Below are 16686 nucleotides of genomic sequence, written 5' to 3'. Positions count from 1 at the left end.
GGGGGGATTATGCAGCATGAACCGGAATCGTTCGCTACAGCTCTATATGAAGGAACATTTGCCGCTGTATGTTTTTGTCTTAATTATATTTATCATAGGTGTAGTGTTCGGCGCGGTCATGGTCAATGCGCTTTCTCTGGAGCAAAAGCAAGAGATTATGCGGTATTTGAGCCACTTTTTCTCTACGGTGGACCAGGGAGAGTTTGGCGATGTCCAGCAGTCGTTCCAGCAGTCCTTCAGTCTGCATATCAAGTGGATTCTCATTATCTGGATCTTGGGGATGTCCGTTATCGGACTTCCGCTTATATGGGTGCTCGATTTTTTAAAAGGGGTACTGGTAGGCTTCACGGTTGGTTATCTGGTCGGTCAGCTGTCCTGGAAGGGATTGCTGTTTGCCCTGGTATCAGTCGCTCCGCAGAACTTGATCGTCATCCCGGCGATCATCATATGCAGCGTGACAGCCATGGCCTTTTCCATTCATATGGTCAAACACCGGTTTATGACGCGGAGAGGCGCATTCTATGAACCGTTCATGCGATATTCGGCAACGATCTTGCTATCGGGCGTGCTGCTGGCCGGTGTAGCACTGTTTGAGGCCTACGTATCGCCTGTCATGATGAAGTGGGTTACGCCGATGCTTATGACGATGTCGTTTTAAATGTTTGACTTTCCGGGCACCCTCAACCTATAATGAAAGAATGAAGCCCAGCAGAAGCTGAAGCTCTTGCCGCACCATTCTGGGCGCAGACTTACGCAGCAGGTTTTGCTTTCGCAAAACCCGTAGGGGGAGTAGCATGGAATCTCGCATTGATAAAATTAAACAACAGCTGCAGTCACAGGGCTACAAACTAACTCCTCAACGGGAAGCTACAGTCCGTGTGCTGCTTGAAAACGAAGAAGACCATTTAAGCGCGGAAGATGTATTTATGCTTGTGAAGGACAAAGCTCCGGAAATCGGTCTGGCGACGGTTTATCGGACGCTGGAGCTGCTCACCGAGCTTCATGTCGTGGAGAAGATGAATTTCGGGGACGGCGTTGCCCGTTACGATCTGCGCAATGACAGCACTCATCATCATCATCATCATTTAATCTGCGTGCAATGCGGCGCCGTCGATGAGATTATGGAGGATTGGCTGGGTCCGCTGGAGGAACGGCTTGAGAAGGAATACCGTTTTCAGGTGTTGGACCACCGTCTTGATTTTCAGGGGATTTGCCATCGATGTATTGATAAGACGGACAAAACTAAAAATTAAAATGACGAAGCCTTCTGCTTGGATTTCCAAGCGGGAGGTTTTTTACTTTGTTAAGACCGTCTCAACTTACTTCAATTCAGGGACTGGAATGATCTCCAAGGAGATCTATGTATTCATGGAATGAGAAAAGGGGCGTCCCTTCGTCATCTATCATGACTTTGAGACAACCCCGTGGGACGGTTATATCTTTTTGCCTAATACGTGATCCAATGGAATAAAGCCGATATTTCTGCTGTCCTTACTATTGTTCCGGTTGTCTCCCATGACAAAGATATGATCCGGCGGAACGGTCAGCTTCTCGCTGCTGGAGTAGTTCATCGTTTCATTGAGATAAGGCTCATTCAGAGGCTCCCCGTTTCGGTATACCTGATGGTTCTTGAATTCCAGAACATCTCCCGGCTTGCCGATGACTCGTTTTACATAAATAATCTGGTTATCTGCACCGTGGGTAAACAAGGAAATCAGCGGATGCTCTGCCAAATCGTCTGCAAAGGTTCTTTCGCGGTCCACTCGGCTGTCCAGAATGACAATGTCGCCATACTGGGGTTCAAGATGGAACGTATGCGATAGTTTCGAGATAAAAATGCGCTGCTGATCATGAAGCGTCGGATCCATGGAGTGTCCCATAACCTTGGTCGGCTGAATAATAAAGATGCCGATCAATAGGGCGCAGCCAATTGCCGCTCCAATGGAGCCTGCCCAGCTTCGAATCTCAGCTCCTAATTTTTTCATTCGGGTTCCCCTTCCCCAATATCATTTGCTGAATAAAGTATATCATGAGAATGCGATAAGTTCCAAAGTTGAAAAATGGGTCATTAGGATAGGTCAGTGTAGGTTTCTGACGCGACAGAGAAGGAGAAACGGTTAAGGTAGAGCAATAACGGGGAAATTAAGGGCATCCTGTCACAGCATATGGAAGGAGAGGTCGACGGTATGAGTCGTGCATGTACGATTGGGGTTCCTAAAGAAATCAAAAACAATGAGAACCGTGTCGCTATAACTCCGGGAGGCGTGGGCTTGCTTAGCCAATTGGGCCATAAAATAGTGATAGAAAGCGGAGCGGGTGCAGGCAGCGGCTTTGCGGATCAGGATTACGTCAAGGAAGGGGCCATCCTGCTGGAGCAAGCGGCTGACGTATGGTCGCAGGCCGATATGATTATGAAGGTCAAGGAGCCGCTGCCGGAGGAATACGGATATTTTCGGGAAGGCTTGACTTTGTTCACCTACCTCCATCTGGCTGCCGCGCCTGATTTGACTGAAGCGCTGCTTGACAAGCAAGTAACCGGCATCGCCTATGAGACCATCCAGCTATCTAATGGGAGCCTGCCCCTTCTTACTCCAATGAGCGAGGTTGCAGGGAGAATGTCCGTTCAGGTCGGCGCGCAATTTTTGGAAAAGTTTTATGGCGGAAGGGGAATTCTGCTCGGTGGCGTTCCTGGAGTACCGCCTGCGGATGTGGTAATCCTGGGAGGCGGTATTGTCGGGACGAATGCAGCCAAAATGGCACTGGGTCTGGGAGCTAACGTAGTGATCATAGACCGAAACGCCGAGCGTCTCCGTTATCTGGACGATGTGTTTCACGGGAGAATACGAACCTTAATGTCCAATCCCCATCATATTGCCAGTGCGGTTCAAAAGGCGGACCTTCTGATCGGTGCTGTACTGATCCCGGGAGCCAAGGCGCCGAAGCTTGTTACGGAGGAAATGGTCAAGCAAATGAAGCTCGGCTCCGTCATTGTCGATGTTGCGGTCGATCAAGGCGGCACCATAGCTACGGTTGATCGTGTAACGACCCATAGCGATCCGGTTTACGTGAAGCATGGCGTTATTCATTATGCGGTAGCGAATATGCCGGGGGCGGTTCCCCGCACCTCCACGTTGGCTCTTACGAATGTGACCCTATCCTATGCGGCCGAGCTCGCCGGCAAGGAGCTTTCCCAAATCATCAAGGACCATCAAGAGCTTAAGCTCGGAGTGAATACGTATCAGGGACAAATTACGCATCCGGCCGTTGCCGCGGCGGTGGGAAAACCATATGTCGACCTGGATTCGCTGCTTCCGCGTTCTTAAGCAACCGAACATAAAAAGGCGAAAGGGATCATAGTCTATCCTAAGAGGGGAGGTACAGGCTATGATCTTTTCTTTACGCAAATGGGTAGGGCGTCTAAAATTCCTGTTAGTCTTCGCTTTGTTCTCTTATGCGATGTATCATATGCTGCTGGCGATTACCCAATGGATCGAGCCGACCCAGCGATATAAGGAGCCGACAGGGAGAGCGGTCAAAGTATTCCAGAATCATGTCATGATGACAGAGCAGGGGCCGATGAGCGAACGGTTGAAGCTCTTTTACTGGATTGGAGAATAACGATTTGAGCAAAAAGCAGGATTATCCTTTTTCATGTTGAATTTAGTAACGGATTGGACGACAAGCGTCCATCGCGGGGACTGACATAGAAAGGGAAATCAGCATGAAAAAGGAACTGGACTCGTTTATTCACTATTTGTCCGTCGAGCGGCAATTGGCGAAGAACACGCTGGACTCATATGAAAGAGATATTATCCAGTATCTTGATTTCTTGGAGAATCAGGATATTGCTGCATTAAAGGATACCAAAAAAATACATATATCGAGTTATATGATGCACCTGAAGCGAATGGGACGAGCTGCCGCTACACAATCCCGGAGCCTGGTGTCTATTCGGGCCTTCTATCAATATCTGGTCAGGGAGCATCGAATGGACCATGATCCGACCATGCTTATGGAAATGCCTAAGCTGGAAAAGCGGGTTCCCAGCGTATTGACCATCGAGGAAGTGGAGTCGCTGCTGGATGCCCCTCAAACGGAAGTGCCTAATGGATTGAGGGACAAGGCGATGCTGGAAATATTGTATGCTACGGGGATTCGCGTATCGGAATTGATCTCGATTGACGTAGAGAACGTGAATCTGGAGATGGGATTTCTTCGTTGCATCGGAAAAGCGTCCAAGGAACGCATTATCCCTCTCGGGGCTATTGCTTCGGAATATGTCGGGCACTACATCACGGCGGCCCGGCCAAAAATGCTGAAGCAGTCTCAATCCGAGCAGGCTTTGTTCTTGAATCATCTCGGCACAAGAATGACGAGACAAGGGTTCTGGAAAATCATCAAGAGGTATGCAGCAGAGACGCAGATCATGAAGGAGATCACGCCGCATACACTGCGCCACTCCTTTGCCGCTCATTTGCTTGAGAACGGGGCGGATCTGCGGTCGGTGCAGGAAATGCTCGGACATGCCGATATTTCGACGACGCAAATCTATACCCAGGTAGCCCGCGGCAAAATGAAGGACGTGTATGACAACGCTCATCCGAGGGCGAAAAAGGCGCTGGCAGACCGGCCATGATGCATGAAAGCTTGCTTAAGGTACAAGCAGGCTTTTTTTGCAAACGAATGAAGGATTTGCGATAATAGCATCAGACTTGAGGATGAACAGGAGGTGTACCGCTTGAAATTTCAACGTATATGTTTGATTGTTCTTGATAGTGTAGGCATTGGCGAGCTGCCTGACGCGCCTTCCTTCGGCGATACCGGTTCCCATACGTTGGGACATATTGCGGAGAAGAACCCTTCGTTTGCTCTGCCGCATCTCGAGCAGTACGGGCTTGGCAACATTGCCCCGCTTAAAGGCATTTCGCCGGTAGAGAAGCCGCTCGCTTCCTACGGCAAGATGGCCGAGGTCTCTGTAGGCAAAGATACGATGACGGGCCACTGGGAAATTATGGGACTCAAGGTAAGCATCCCGTTTAACGTGTTCCCGGACGGTTTTCCGAAAGAATTAATCGAACGGTTCGAGCAGGAGACCGGACGCAAGGTGCTGGGCAACAAGCCGGCTTCGGGTACGGAAATCTTGGACGAGCTTGGCGAAGAACAGATGAAGACAGGCTCGTGGATTGTTTATACCTCAGCGGACAGCGTGTTTCAATTGGCCGCACATGAAGACATTATTCCGTTGGAGGAGCTGTACCGGGCATGCGAGATTGCCCGCAAGCTGACGCTTGAAGACCCGTATGCGGTAGGACGGGTAATCGCGAGACCTTATGTCGGACAACCCGGCGCATTCAAGCGAACGCCGAACCGTCACGATTACGCGGTGAAGCCTCCCGAGCCAACGGTTATGAACTATTTGAAGGACGCAGGACTAGATTGTATTGCCGTAGGGAAAATCAACGACATTTATTCCGGCGAAGGCGTTACCGAAGCGCGTTCTACCAAAAGCAATCTGGACGGCATTCAGGCGACCATTGAATACATGAAGAAGCCTTTCAACGGGCTCTTGTTTACGAACCTCGTTGATTTCGATTCCTTGTATGGTCATCGCCGCGACCCGCAGGGCTACGCCCGGGCATTGGAGGAATTCGATGCATGGCTCCCGAAGCTGCAGGAGTGCATCGGTCCGGACGACCTGCTAATTTTGACGGCAGATCACGGTAACGACCCGATTCATCACGGAACGGACCATACACGGGAATACGTGCCTTTGCTGGTCTATAGTCCGAGCTTGAACAACCAAGGCTCCTTAGGTGTGAGAACCACCTTCGCCGACGTCGGGGCCACGATTGCCGATAATTTCGGTATGAAATCGACAGGCAACGGGAACAGCTTTTTACAGCAATTATCCTAATAATCTCAGGAAGAGGGTCAAACGATGGAAGATCAATCGATACTTGTGAAAATTCAAGAGGCAGCTGCATACATACGAAGCCAATATGCGACAGCACCGAGCATCGGACTCATTCTCGGCTCCGGGCTTGGCGTGATTGCCGATCTGGTTGAGAACGCTACAGTGATTTCTTACAGCGATATTCCGCATTTTCCAGTGTCCACTGTAGAAGGACATGCAGGCGAATTGCTGCTGGGCACGATCCAAGGCAAGCATGTGCTATTGATGAAGGGCCGGTTCCATATGTACGAAGGATATGGAGTGGAGGTCGTATCCTTCCCGGTACGCGTCATGAAGGAACTGGGTGTGAAGACCCTGGTTGTTACCAACGCGGCGGGCGGGATCAATACGTCCTATGAAGTCGGCGATTTGATGCTTATCAAGGACCACATCAATTTCACCTTCCGCAATCCGCTTATCGGACCTAACCATAACGAGTTGGGGGTAAGATTCCAGGATATGTCGGAAGCTTATAACCGTCAATTGCGCCAAATAGCCAAAGAGGTGGCCGCCGAGCAAGGCGTTAAGCTTCAGGAAGGCGTCTATATCGGCTTGCTGGGCCCATCCTATGAGACTCCGGCGGAAATCCGCATGATGCGCACACTGGGCGCCGATGCTGTAGGGATGTCTACCGTAGCGGAGGTCATCGTTGCCCGCCATGCTGGCATTGAAGTGCTGGGCTTCTCCTGCATAAGCAATATGGCGGCCGGAATTCTTGATCAACCGTTATCCCATGAAGAAGTGATGGAAACAACGGAACGCGTGAAGCCGAAGTTCCTGCAATTGATTCTGGGTATCGTAGGCAAGCTGGACTAGGCTCAACCAGCATTTCAGCTTGTACGCTGTGCCGGTGCCCGAAGGAATGCCTTCAACCTCATCGAGTATGAGATGAAGGCATGTCCTTGCAGCACCTGCAAGGCTGATGATAGCCGGACATCGCTTTTTCCTCTAAAAAACCTCGATAGAACCCTGAGTGTACCGAAGCTGTAACCCTTCCTTATTCGTCTCCCTTTGCACCAATTGCTGAAGATAGGAAAGCAGCTGCGGCCGCAGCTCCTTGCGCTGCAAGCCGATTTCCGCGATCGCTTTCATATAGCCCAATTTGTCGCCGATATCATAACGGTTCGCCGCCACATCCAAGGCTAGCAGCTGCTCTTGCTTGCAAGCCACGCGAAGCGCATCCGTCAGCTGATATTCATTTCCTGCGCCTCGTTCGATGCTTTCAAGATAGGAGAAGATGGACGGCTTTAATATATATCTCCCCATAATGGCAATATGGGAAGGGGCTGAGCCGGGATCTGGCTTTTCTACCAGATCGCCTACTTCATACACCTGCCGATGCTGCTTGGCAGGCGCGATAATGCCGTATTTATTGACCTCGGACCGATCCACCTGCTGCACGCCGACGACCTGTGCATCGAATGCCTCGTATACATGAATCATCTGCTGCAGGGCAGGTGTATCGGACACCATAATATCGTCCCCTAACAGTACAGCGAACGGTTCATCGCCAATAAATTGCTGCGCGCAAAGAATAGCGTGTCCTAATCCCAGCGGCTCTTTTTGCCGGATATAGTGAATACTCGCCATCTCCGAAATGCGCTGCACCTCGTTAAGCAAGTCCAGCTTCCCTTTTTGCTGCAGCGTTTGCTCCAATTCGAAGGATTTGTCGAAGTGGTCCTCGATTGACTTTTTATTGCGCCCCGTCACGATAATGATGCTTTCAATGCCGGATTGGACCGCTTCCTCCACGATATATTGAATCGCAGGCTTATCCACAATCGGAAGCATTTCTTTGGGCTGTGCTTTCGTTGCCGGGAGAAACCGGGTGCCGAGACCGGCGGCAGGAATAACGGCTTTTCTGATTTTCATAACATTTCCTCCTTGTTTTCTCTGGTAAATCGAAATACCCATAGACGGCTGCCGGCAAAATTGATGAAAGCACCGGCAAAAGCGGAGATGAGCTTGCTTACCGGAAGCGACAGGCCTGCCTCCGTGTACAGAAGTGACAGCACCCAGGAAGTAAAGAGCAGGACGACGATATTAAGCAATAGAAATTTGGTGAATTCTCCTTTATCCGCCTTGCCTTTCCGCTGGAAGGTCCAGGAACGGTTGAAGGTGTAGCTGTTCAGCACACCGCATAGGAACGAGACGCACTGGGCGATCAAATAATGAGCGCCGAAGCAGCTGAGCACAGCAAAGACGGACAAATCAATGCCGGAATTCATCAAGCCGACGATGCTGAATTTGACCAGGCGCTGAATCGGCTTACTCATAGCCGGCACCGGTTCGTTGGCTGCGATGGCGGTCCTTTTTGGCCAGGCCATAGCTTTCGCGAATAATATACAAGGGACGGCCTTTGGTTTCGTCGTAGATCCGGCCGATATATTCGCCGACGATTCCCAGCATGATGAGAATAAACCCGTTAAACAAGAGCTGAATAATCGTAATGGATGTCCAGCCGGGGAGGGTCGCGTCGGTAAACAGCTTGGCATACAGCACGTACAGCATATAGATGAAGCCGGAGAAGGAGAAGAGAAATCCCAGATAACCGGCTAATTTTAAAGGCTTATGGGAAAATGACGTCATGCCGTCCAGACTTAGCTTGAGCATTTTTTTCAGCGGGTAGTGGGATTCTCCGGCAAGCCGTTCATCGCGTTCATATTCTATGGCGGTCTGGTGAAAGCCGACCCAGCTGACCAGCCCCCGTACGAACCGGTTGCCCTCGGGAATTCGCTTCATCTCTTCACAGACTCGGCGGTCCATCAGCCGGAAGTCGCCGGTATCAATGGGGATGGAGATGTCCGTTGCTGCACTAAGCAGTCTGTAGAACAGGCGTGCCGTCTGTCTCTTAAACACCGTTTCACCTTTACGTCTCGTACGTTTAGCATAGACGACATCGTAGCCTTCCTTCCATTTGGAAATCATTTGCGGTATCAGCTCCGGAGGATCCTGCAAGTCCGCATCAATGATGACGACGGCATCCCCGGAGGCGTAGTCCATTCCTGCTGTAATGGCAATTTGATGTCCGAAATTTCTGGAAAAATCGATCAGCTTGACCGAAGGGTCGAACCGGCTGTAATCCAGCAGGATGGAGGCCGTCTGATCACGGCTTCCGTCATTGACGAACAGAAGCTCGTAGGTTTCTTTGGTCCGGTTCATGACCGTTTTGAGCCGCCGGTAGGTCTCGTGGATGACGGCTTCTTCGTTATATACAGGGATAATGATGGTATATCGAATGGGGCTATCCATACCATTCTTCCTCCTTATCATCCGTTTACGTTGATTTCATACAAGGTTAAGCTGCTGCTTCTGCTGAAGGATTGAGTATCTGTGTCAGATGAGGCGCCTGTTTGCCATTCGGATGAAGGTACCACCTGACTATTGTCCTTAATCCATTGGAGCACCTCCGAGCTGCCTCCTTGGCCGCCCGGGCCTCCTCCAAATCCGCCTCCAGACGGCAGTAAAAAGTATTTGATTTGCTTGTCGGCAACCATTTGCTTCAATCGGTCTACCGTCATGATGGGGTCAGAGCCGCTATAGCCGCCCATAGCCATGACTGCTTTACCGGATTCGATAATATAAGGCGCTGCTGTAGTTGCGTTAGTTGTGCCGAACAGGAAGGTCTCTCCGGTATTATGACGGGTCACGTAGGACAATAGACCAGCATTGATCTGATCGTCTCCTCCCATCGGCATTCCTCCACGGCCGACTCCCGATGCTTGCGGTCCTGCTTCCGGAAGCTTGCTGTTTTGTCCGTATAGAATCGGTGTCGCCGTCCAGTACAAGGGTGCGGCAAGCAGGATGAGCAGACTGGCCAGCGCAGCGTAATAAGAGTAAGACTTGCGCTGCTGTCTTATCAGCACGAGGACCAGGGTTGCAGCCAAGCCCGCTGTCCCGACCCCATATAACCACGCTGCATGGATGGAGCGGATATTCTCGTACAGTATAACGACCTCCAGGGCTGTAGTGGCCAGCACGGAAGCGGGAAGAAGCCATGAAGTCCAGCCCGATTTGGCTTTATACAGGTTCCATAAGGCAATCCATCCGGCTCCCGTTAGAGCCGCAATCGGAGGAGCCAGCATAATGAGATAATATTGATGGAAAAATCCGGCGATACTGAAAAAAATCATTCCTGGAATAAGCCACGCCAGCCAAAAGATCGTTTCTTTATGCCGAGGTGTCAAACCGCTTTTTCTTCGGATGCTTCCGAGCAGCCCTACGCAGCCTATGGCGGCTAAAGGAATAAGCCAGCTGATTTGCCCGGACAGTCCGGACTGGAATAGGCGAAGCGGACCCGGGCTGCCGGTTCCAAACATGCCTCCGCCGCCAGGTCCGCCGCCTCCCATAGGACCTCCATCCCCCATAGATCCTCCAGATCGTAGCCTGCCGCCGCCGTCACCCGAACTCGGCATCTGACCGCGATTCCCGTTTCCATCCCGCATCATGCCACCAGGTTGATTCTGGTTAGTAGCACTGTTGGAGTCGTCCATCCGATTCGGTGACTGCGATACATTGGAGCCGGCCTCCGGCTGGTTCGGTGTTATAGCAGCTGAACCTTCAGCTTCCGTTTGTCCTGGAACCGAAGGATTGGCAAACCGGCTGCCGGATTGCTGCTCAGGCTGTTCAAGCAGGCTTCGATCTTGAGCGGCATTGCTGGGCCCGGTGCTGCCCCGATTTTTTCCGGTCAGCCTTTGAATCCCGTTATAGCCAAAAGCAAGCTCCAGCACGGAATTGGTTTGGCTGCTGCCGATGTAAGGCCGGTCTTCCTTAGGAATCGAGTCGACGATTACAGGCCATGACAAGGACACGAGAAGCAGGGCAGCCGCTGCTCCCGCCAATAGGGCTGCCTTCTTTTTCCACTTCACTTTGAAGGCAAGCAAATAAAACAGGCCGAAGGCTGGAACCACCATATAGGCTTGCATCATTTTCATGTTAAAGCCGATACCGATCACGGCAAATGCGGCCAAGAGCCACCAGGCCTGCTGTCTTCTGACGGCACGGAACAGCATCCAGGCAGCGACAAGCAGTGTAAAGACGAGCAGGCTGTCGACGTTATTGGTTCTGGCGACCGCCGTTGCAACAGGGGTGCAGGCCATAACCAGAGCGCTTATGCGTGCGGCACCCCTTCCGAAGCTGGGCTTTACCAGGCAGTACACGAGGAGTACCGAGCCTACGCCTGCCAAAGCCTGAGGAAGAATAACGCTCCAGCCGTGCAGACCGAATAGAGCTGCGCTTAACGTCTGAATCCAGAACGTAACCGGAGGTTTATCTACCGTTACATAGCCCGCCGGGTCAAATGAGGCGTAAAAGAAATTGTGAAAGCTTTGCAGCATGCTCTGCACGGCTGAGGTGTAATAGGCGTTAACATACTTTTCTTTCCAAGTATTGAAAATATTCAGGAAAGCGGGTAATGCGGCTATGAGAAGAAGGACCGCATCGATATGTTGAAATCGAGTCCGAGGCTGCTTCATTTGTCCATGTTCACTCCCGTTCCTTTATGGCTGTTATCAAGTGATGAGCTTAGCTTGGGATCATTATGTACCTGCAACCTTAATTGAACGTGAGAGTCCGCTGAATATTTGCTGAGTGGTGCGGGCTCCAGGAAGCGCTTATAATGAAATCATTCTTGATTTTCAGCGGACGTTCAGCTTGCGTTCAGATCGTTTTCAGATCGAAGCCGGATAATAGGAGTGCACAAAGGATAAAATGGTGTACAATGGAATCCGGAGGGATCAGAGAATGAATCAGCTAAAAGGAATCAAAATATTGCTCGTTGATGACGAGCCTAATATACTTCAATTTTTGGAGCTGGGACTTACGAATGAAGGCTTCGAGGTTGAAACCGCTCAGGACGGCTTTGCGGCGATCACCGCAGCAAGGCAATTTCAACCGCATATCGCCATCCTCGATGTCATGATGCCCGGCATGGACGGCTTCGAGGTATGCCGGATGCTGAAGAAAACCGAGAATATTGCGGTGATCATGCTGACGGCGAAGGAGGAGGTAGAAGACCGGGTCAAGGGGCTCACGCTTGGTGCGGACGATTACATGTCGAAGCCCTTCAGCTTCGAGGAGCTGCTGGCGCGCATTCATGCCAGGATTCGCAATCATTTTCCGAATTTGCTCGGGGAGGTCGCGATCGGTCCGTTCCGCATCGACGACCGTCGCAAGGAGATCAGCTATGAGAATCGGGTACTGGAGCTATCGCCGACCGAGTATGAGCTTCTTTCCTTTCTTGTCATTAATCACGGGCTGGTGCTCAGCAAAAGTAAAATATTGGACAAGGTATGGGGCTATGATTTCGGCGGGGAAGAAAATATTGTGGAAGTGTATATCCGTTCCTTGAGAGACAAATTGAACGATAAGGAGCATCGGTTGATTCGTACGCTGCGGGGTGCCGGATATCGGGTGGATCTGTCATGAAACGTAACGTTCTAAGACGGCTGGCCCGATTATTCGCGCCCCGTTCTTTGCGATATCAGCTTCTTTCCCGCTCCTTGTTGATATTGGCAGGGCTGCTGCTGCTTATCGGAATTTTCCAATATTTGTTTATGCAGCAATTCGTGTATAAAAATAAGGCGGAGAGCATTCAAAGCCAGATAATGACGATCCCGCGGGAAGCTTGGTCGAATATGAACAAAGAGATGCAGGGGCCAAGAAAGGATCCGCCGATGCGCCTGCTGTTCTTTTCTCCGGATTCCTCGGTTGCTTTTATCGATACGGAAGGCAATTATAAGCTGATCGTTGACCCACCCGAAACGGGGGCGACGGTGAAGCTTTCCCAGCAGGAATATCAGGAAGCTATGGGTTCCAAGCATTGGATTAACTATAAGATCGTCAACGACGAGAACGGAGTCGAGCAGCTTGTCGTTCTGCAGCCGATTGTCAACCGGGGCAAGCTTATCGGTCTCGCTCAAGTCAATACGGGAACGGCTCCGCTGAAGGATGTGCTGCTGCTGCAGCTGGTGACCTTTATAGGCCTATCCTTCCTGGCCCTCGTGTTCGGCTTGCTCACCTTCCTGCCGGTGCTCAAGCGGACATTGGTTCCGCTATCCAAAATGGTAGGTACAGTGGAAAAGATCGATGCAGGCAATCTGGACGAACGGCTTCCGAGTCGGCAAAACCAGCTGGAAATCGACCGGCTGTCCATTTCCTTTAACCGGATGCTTGAACGGCTGGAGGCTTCGTTTGAGGCGGAGAAGGAGGCCAAGGAACGGATGCGGAGGTTTATTGCGGATGCGTCGCATGAGCTCCGTACACCGTTAACGTCCATCCACGGATTTCTCGAAATCCTGCTTCGCGGGGCCATCCATCAGCCTGAGCAGCTGCATAAGGCGTTGAAGAGCATGTATTCCGAATCGGAGCGTATCAACAAGCTGGTGCAGGATCTGCTGCTGCTGGCGCGGCTGGATCGCACACCGACATCGGAGATGGAGGAGGGGCAACTGGACGAGGTGGTTCTGAGCATGGAGCCCCAGCTTCGTCTGCTTGCGGGGGATAGAGAGGTCACATTGCATGTAGAGCCTGAAACGTCATGCATGTTTGATCAGGACAAAATGAAGCAGATCATCTTGAACTTGTTTCATAATGCCGTTCAGCACACAAATGCCGATACGGGTCATATAACCATCAGCCTGGCCCGTGCGGGTCAAGGGGTGCGGCTCTCTATAGGAGATAACGGCTCAGGCATTCCGGAGGAACATCTTCCTCATTTGTTCGATCGCTTCTACCGCGTCGATACGTCCCGGGCACGCAAATATGGGGGAGCAGGGCTTGGATTATCCATCACCAAGACGATTGTTGATATGCATGGAGGGACGATCCAGGTCGAGAGTGAAGAAGGACGGGGAAGCACATTCCATGTCTGGATACCCGAGCATCAGTCTGCTGTAGAATCTTCAGACCATCACGAATAAGACTGCCGGTCGACGGTTTGCTTGAACAAAGCGAAACGTCGGCGGCAGTCTTTTTTGACGTATTGTTGCTCAGTGTTAACGTTTGTTCGATTTTTTCGAGCCTTTATCGCTGGTTCGGGTCGTTGTGTTTTGGTTTGCATGACCTTGCTGCTTATCGGACATCCTCGTCACCTCCCAAGCCTGTCTCCTGTAATGGACAAGCTTTTTTAGTATGACATGCCTCTCATGAGCATATACATGGTTGTATCACAGGGCCAAATTCGGTTTTCACGGATTTAGACCTATGAGAAATAGTTCTTTCGTGCTATAATCTAGGCACAAAGTACTTACATACAAGGTTAGGAAGTGGCGGCGATGAGTATTTTGGCGGTGGCCAATTGTCCGGGATGCGGGAGAGTGTTCCAAAGAAACCTGCGCAACATGTGTATGGACTGCATCAAGTCTATTGACGATGAGTTCGAAGCCTGTTACCGTTTTATGCTATATAACCGTAGAGCTACGACTGAACAATTAAGACAAGCTACAGGTGTCAGCCAGCAGCGTATCACGCAGTGGATGAAAGACCATCGGCTATCGGTTGCCGATTTTCCTAATCTGACCTATTCCTGCAACAGCTGCGGAGCTCCGATCCGCCAGCATCACTTATGCTTGCCATGCAGCAGCAGATTGACTCGCGACATCCGGGAGCTCCACGCCCAGGAGGCGAAGAAAATAGATCCAGGCATCGGCTTTTACAGCAGAGACAGGGTTCGGGCAAGAAGCAAATAAGATAGAGGAAAGCCTTGCTCCAACGGCATTTGGAGGGGCTTTTTGTTTTTGCATAAACTTGTGTTAGAATATCTGGTGAAACGGAAATGTGATAAATTGTCACAAATTTTTCACCGGATTCCCTCGAAAAGGAATAGGTAAAGCACGTTTCATTATGTACAATAAGGCTATACGTCTGTTGGTAAAACTGTAAGGGGGATATTTCCAAATGCAAAAGTGGATCATGTTTACTTTATTTATTGTAGCCTGCCTTCTGGGTGCAGGAGTGCTGTTCCAAAACATTTCGGAGCGTCAAGCGGAAATGGCAGCGGAAGCGAAAGCCGGACCCCAGTTGAAATTCGTGGCTTCGAACTATCAGTTCGATAAGCCTGAATATACAGTCAAAGCTGGCGAAAAGGTGACCGTTTCTCTGATGAACAAAGAAGGTCTTCATGCGTTGGAAATCGTAGGATTGAACGTGAAGCTGGACAATAACACGAAATCCGCTGATGTTACGTTTGACAAACCAGGCACTTACGAAGTACACTGCGTGCTTCCTTGCGGTCCTGGACATGCTGACATGAAAACCAAGCTTATCGTACAATAAGGTAGAACAGCTTAAGGGAGTCGAGAGATCGGCTCTCTTTTCTATTCCAGGTCGGGATGAAATTCATCCCGGCTTTTTCTTTTTCCACGGATTGGAATATTTCAAGGTAAAGTAGTCAACACTGATAAGCAGTAATATAACATTTTTGGAGGGGTAGAAAGGTATGCTCAACAAGGTACTCAAACTGTTCGTTTCTATCTCGCTGCTGGCGTCATTTGCATGGCCTGCGGCGTTTGCGGAGGAGAAGAAGGCTCCGTCCCAAGCTGTTGATTTGGCACCGAATGCGATGTCGGCAATTACCGTCGATGCGGATACGGGAACGGTCATTTTCGAGAAAAACAAGGAAGCGAAATTGCCCCCGGCCAGTATTACGAAAATTATGACGATGCTGCTCATCATGGAAGCGATTGATCATGGAAAGCTCAAGATGGATGACAAGGTTCGCACCAGCGAATATGCGGCTTCTATGGGAGGCTCGCAAATATTTCTTGAACCGGGAGAAGAAATGACCGTTCAAGACATGCTGAAGGGGATTGCCATGGCCTCAGGTAACGATGCTTCCGTCGCTATGGCGGAGAGGATAGCAGGCTCCGAGCAGGCCTTCGTTCAAATGATGAACGAGCGGGCCCAGCAGTTGGGAATGAAGAACACTCATTTTGTTAACTGTAACGGCCTCCCGGCGGATAATCATTATTCCTCTGCACAAGATATCGCCATCATGTCGCGAGAACTATTGAAGCATGAAGAGATTACACAGTTTACTGGAGCATATCAAGACTACTTGCGCAAGGATACGCCTAAGCCCTTCTGGCTGGTCAACACGAACAAGCTGGTCCGGTTCTACAGCGGTGCCGACGGTCTGAAAACGGGTTTCACGGGCGAAGCGAAATTTTGCTTATCGGCTACGGCCAAAAGAGATAATTTGCGAGTCATCAGCGTTGTGATGGGCGAGCCGAATACGAAGACGCGAAATGCGGAAGTATCCAGCCTGTTCGATTATGCCTTCGCTCAATACACAAACCTGCCGATTGTCAACAAAGGAGACACCCTGGGGCAAATTAAGGTAAGCAAAGGCGAGCAGCCGGTTATTCCGTTGACCGCAACGCAGCGCTACAGCCTGCTGCTTAAAAAAGGCGATGCTGCCGAAGGCATCCGCCACGAGGTGCAGCTGAATCAGGACTTGAAGGCACCAATCAGCATGGGTCAGCAGGTCGGTAAGCTTGTTGTGTATAAAGGCGATCAGGTGCTGTCGGAATTCGAGCTTACTTCGCCGGTTGACGTTAAGAAAGCGGGCTTATGGGTGCTGACCAAGCGTACCGCCAAACGTTTGTTCTTTATTGATTAAGGAGCTGCCTGCAGAGGCAGATGTGCGGCTCCAGCGCAATATGTCACATTTCTTCTATTTCTAGCGCATTTCTTCTAGTTTTGTCGGAGGGCAGGAAAAGACAAAATCGATGTAG

The 16686-nt window shown here is 50.6% G+C and carries 17 protein-coding genes; 12 read left to right on the top strand and 5 right to left on the bottom strand.

Annotated features, from left to right (window positions below; genetic code table 11):
* Positions 1-16: 16 nt before the first annotated feature.
* Both spoIIM and GGC63_RS26840 read left to right on the top strand, forming a co-directional pair.
* On the top strand, positions 17-658 hold the full coding sequence (spoIIM, locus tag GGC63_RS26845) for a stage II sporulation protein M (protein WP_079910765.1): 642 nt from the start codon (positions 17-19) through the stop codon (positions 656-658).
* 136 nt (positions 659-794) lie between these two features.
* Positions 795-1253 (top strand): Fur family transcriptional regulator, encoded by a 459-nt coding sequence (locus GGC63_RS26840; protein WP_079910764.1) that lies wholly within the window; start codon positions 795-797, stop codon positions 1251-1253.
* A gap of 180 nt (positions 1254-1433) precedes the next feature.
* On the opposite strand, the gene lepB is transcribed toward GGC63_RS26840, so the two are convergent.
* Complete coding sequence (gene lepB / locus GGC63_RS26835; RefSeq protein WP_192704918.1) at positions 1434-1985, bottom strand: signal peptidase I; 552 nt, start codon at positions 1983-1985, stop codon at positions 1434-1436.
* A 201-nt stretch (positions 1986-2186) separates the two neighbouring features.
* Between lepB and ald the strand changes: the two genes are divergently transcribed.
* The 5 genes from ald (at position 2187) to GGC63_RS26810 (ending at position 6769) form a co-directional block, all read left to right on the top strand.
* Complete coding sequence (ald, locus tag GGC63_RS26830) at positions 2187-3323, top strand: alanine dehydrogenase (RefSeq protein ID WP_192704917.1); 1137 nt, start codon at positions 2187-2189, stop codon at positions 3321-3323.
* 61 nt (positions 3324-3384) lie between these two features.
* Positions 3385-3618: a DUF4227 family protein gene (locus tag GGC63_RS26825; protein ID WP_192704916.1), complete on the top strand. Its 234-nt coding sequence runs from the start codon at positions 3385-3387 to the stop codon at positions 3616-3618.
* A 103-nt stretch (positions 3619-3721) separates the two neighbouring features.
* Complete coding sequence (xerD, locus tag GGC63_RS26820) at positions 3722-4636, top strand: site-specific tyrosine recombinase XerD (protein ID WP_192704915.1); 915 nt, start codon at positions 3722-3724, stop codon at positions 4634-4636.
* 102 nt (positions 4637-4738) lie between these two features.
* Positions 4739-5914: a phosphopentomutase gene (gene deoB, locus GGC63_RS26815; RefSeq protein ID WP_192704914.1), complete on the top strand. Its 1176-nt coding sequence runs from the start codon at positions 4739-4741 to the stop codon at positions 5912-5914.
* Between the two features lie 24 nt (positions 5915-5938).
* Positions 5939-6769, top strand: coding sequence for a purine-nucleoside phosphorylase (locus GGC63_RS26810; RefSeq protein ID WP_192704913.1), 831 nt, complete (start codon positions 5939-5941; stop codon positions 6767-6769).
* Between the two features lie 132 nt (positions 6770-6901).
* On the opposite strand, the gene galU is transcribed toward GGC63_RS26810, so the two are convergent.
* From galU to GGC63_RS26790, 4 genes are read right to left on the bottom strand one after another with little or no spacing between them, the layout of a single operon-like run.
* Positions 6902-7825 carry a UTP--glucose-1-phosphate uridylyltransferase GalU gene (gene galU / locus GGC63_RS26805; RefSeq protein WP_192704912.1) on the bottom strand — a complete coding sequence of 308 codons (924 nt, stop codon included), beginning with the start codon at positions 7823-7825 and terminating at the stop codon, positions 6902-6904.
* Positions 7822-8229 carry a GtrA family protein gene (locus GGC63_RS26800; protein ID WP_192704911.1) on the bottom strand — a complete coding sequence of 136 codons (408 nt, stop codon included), beginning with the start codon at positions 8227-8229 and terminating at the stop codon, positions 7822-7824. Before GGC63_RS26800 ends, galU begins: the two co-directional genes overlap by 4 nt.
* Entirely contained in the window at positions 8222-9205 is a 984-nt protein-coding gene (locus GGC63_RS26795; RefSeq protein ID WP_192704910.1) for a glycosyltransferase family 2 protein, read from the bottom strand. The genes GGC63_RS26800 and GGC63_RS26795 overlap by 8 nt, the downstream gene beginning before the upstream one ends.
* A gap of 17 nt (positions 9206-9222) precedes the next feature.
* Positions 9223-11427 carry an ArnT family glycosyltransferase gene (locus tag GGC63_RS26790; RefSeq protein WP_192704909.1) on the bottom strand — a complete coding sequence of 735 codons (2205 nt, stop codon included), beginning with the start codon at positions 11425-11427 and terminating at the stop codon, positions 9223-9225.
* Between the two features lie 268 nt (positions 11428-11695).
* On the opposite strand from GGC63_RS26790, the gene GGC63_RS26785 reads away from it, so the two are divergent.
* The 5 genes from GGC63_RS26785 to GGC63_RS26765 all read left to right on the top strand — a co-directional run bounded on the left by GGC63_RS26785 (position 11696) and on the right by GGC63_RS26765 (position 16571).
* On the top strand, positions 11696-12379 hold the full coding sequence (locus GGC63_RS26785; RefSeq protein ID WP_079910753.1) for a response regulator transcription factor: 684 nt from the start codon (positions 11696-11698) through the stop codon (positions 12377-12379).
* Positions 12376-13872 (top strand): sensor histidine kinase, encoded by a 1497-nt coding sequence (locus GGC63_RS26780; protein WP_192704908.1) that lies wholly within the window; start codon positions 12376-12378, stop codon positions 13870-13872. The genes GGC63_RS26785 and GGC63_RS26780 overlap by 4 nt, the downstream gene beginning before the upstream one ends.
* A gap of 354 nt (positions 13873-14226) precedes the next feature.
* On the top strand, positions 14227-14640 hold the full coding sequence (locus GGC63_RS26775; RefSeq protein ID WP_079910751.1) for a flagellar protein: 414 nt from the start codon (positions 14227-14229) through the stop codon (positions 14638-14640).
* Positions 14641-14848: 208 nt separating this feature from the next.
* Positions 14849-15226, top strand: a complete 378-nt coding sequence (locus GGC63_RS26770) for a cupredoxin domain-containing protein (protein WP_079910750.1) — start codon at positions 14849-14851, stop codon at positions 15224-15226.
* A 163-nt stretch (positions 15227-15389) separates the two neighbouring features.
* A complete protein-coding gene (locus GGC63_RS26765) occupies positions 15390-16571 on the top strand; it encodes a D-alanyl-D-alanine carboxypeptidase family protein (RefSeq protein WP_079910749.1) in 1182 nt (393 codons plus the stop codon).
* The last annotated feature ends 115 nt before the right edge of the window (positions 16572-16686 follow it).

This window comes from Paenibacillus sp. OAS669 (assembly GCF_014873645.1).
Classification (GTDB): domain Bacteria; phylum Bacillota; class Bacilli; order Paenibacillales; family NBRC-103111; genus Paenibacillus_S; species Paenibacillus_S vulneris.
This window is presented reverse-complemented; position numbering and strand designations above follow the sequence as displayed.